Origin of the sequence: Acetobacter fabarum (genome assembly GCF_029069195.1) — a bacterium.
Classification (GTDB): Bacteria; Pseudomonadota; Alphaproteobacteria; order Acetobacterales; family Acetobacteraceae; genus Acetobacter; species Acetobacter fabarum_A.
Genome location: NZ_JARDYK010000036.1, coordinates 1 through 1,266 on the forward strand (window position 1 = coordinate 1; position 1,266 = coordinate 1,266).

The 1,266-nt window shown below is 55.7% G+C and carries 2 protein-coding genes; both read right to left on the reverse strand.

Going from position 1 to position 1,266, the window contains the following annotated elements; all coding sequences use genetic code 11:
* Window positions 1-114: 114 nt before the first annotated feature.
* A complete protein-coding gene (locus tag PY793_RS14085; protein ID WP_275178614.1) occupies window positions 115-840 on the reverse strand; it encodes a CbtA family protein in 726 nt (241 codons plus the stop codon).
* Between the two features lie 30 nt (window positions 841-870).
* On the reverse strand, window positions 871-1,089 hold the full coding sequence (locus PY793_RS14090; RefSeq protein WP_275178615.1) for a CbtB domain-containing protein: 219 nt from the start codon (window positions 1,087-1,089) through the stop codon (window positions 871-873).
* Window positions 1,090-1,266: the final 177 nt, after the last annotated feature.

Sequence of the window (1,266 nt, forward strand, 5' to 3'; positions counted from 1 at the left end):
TCAGTCAAGCAGGGGCTTTGCCCGGGCAAAGCCACACCCTGCCGCCAGACCCGGCACAAAAAAGGCCACGCATTTGCGTGGCCTTTTTTTATCAGTACAAATACAATTTTTGCGTTAGCGCGCCTGCCCACGCTGGGGCTGCAACAGTTTTTCGGCCAGTGCGCCAAAAACCAGCCCCAGAGTGGACCACATGACAAGCTGCATGCCAATGGCCGCTTCACGGAAGCGCCAGAGCACAATAGCGGGAAAATTACCAGGCACTTCGTTAATATCTGGCAGGCCGAACTGTGCAACCACCACAAGAGCCAGACCAAGGGCGATACCGCACAATACTGCGTTCCAGCACCCCAGAGACGCAACCAGAGCCCGCCCGACCAGCAGCGAAATCATGGAAATGGCAATGGCAATCCCCACCATGGCAAAATACATGGCCGTGCGCAGGCCAATTGTTTCCTCCAGCCCTACAGCGGGTGGGTTGGGCGGGTATTTAAGGTCGGGGATCAAGACAAAAGTTAAAAAACCAACACCCGCAAGCAGCAGGGCCAGCACACGGGGGCTGGACAGATTCAGACGTTTGTAAGCCAGAGCAAACACAATGGCAAAAGCGCCACCATATGCCGCACCATACATGAGCACTGCGGTCAGCAGGCCATAGGACGCCTGCACCGAACGGCTGACCAGTTCGGGTTCAGGCGCATTACCTGCGGCAACATCCTGTGCGGATTCAAAGGCTATGGCCAGAGCAACCTGCGGCTCGCCAAACAGTTTGGCAAACACAAAGGTCAACAGCGCAGCCACAACACCCGCGATCATGCCACGGGCGAGAAGACGACCAACCATGAGATGAGTTCTTTCCTGACAGATGGTTAGTTAATGGCAGGGAAAGCCAAGAAGGTGGCGGCCGTCATGCACGAATTCATGCACGGAATGGCCAGAAATAAGGGATGTTGCCCCCTGCTCCGCACCCACAAAGTAAATCAGCAGTGCTGCCATGATCAGGCCAAACACGCCCCACGGCAGAATCTCACGCAGGGGAATACCGGCATCGGCCGCCAGTGCGGGGGCATGTGTATGAACGGATGTGTTCATGGTGTTATCCTTTTCTATCTTGGCAAGGTGGCACAACGCACAACATGTGCGGGAAGGTCAGAAAAACCGTGGACTCTCATGGTTGTCGTGGGTGCATCATAGAATTATGGCATCACACGGCAAGAGTTTTAAGCGGTGAGCCGCCACCCTCCTGCGTCATTCCCCCTGCTTGACTGG

Coding starts and splice junctions, on each gene's coding strand:
- PY793_RS14090 (WP_275178615.1), bottom strand. CDS start 1,089: ATGAACACATCCGTTCATACACATGCCCCCGCACTGGCGGCCGATGCC.
- PY793_RS14085 (WP_275178614.1), bottom strand. CDS start 840: ATGGTTGGTCGTCTTCTCGCCCGTGGCATGATCGCGGGTGTTGTGGCT.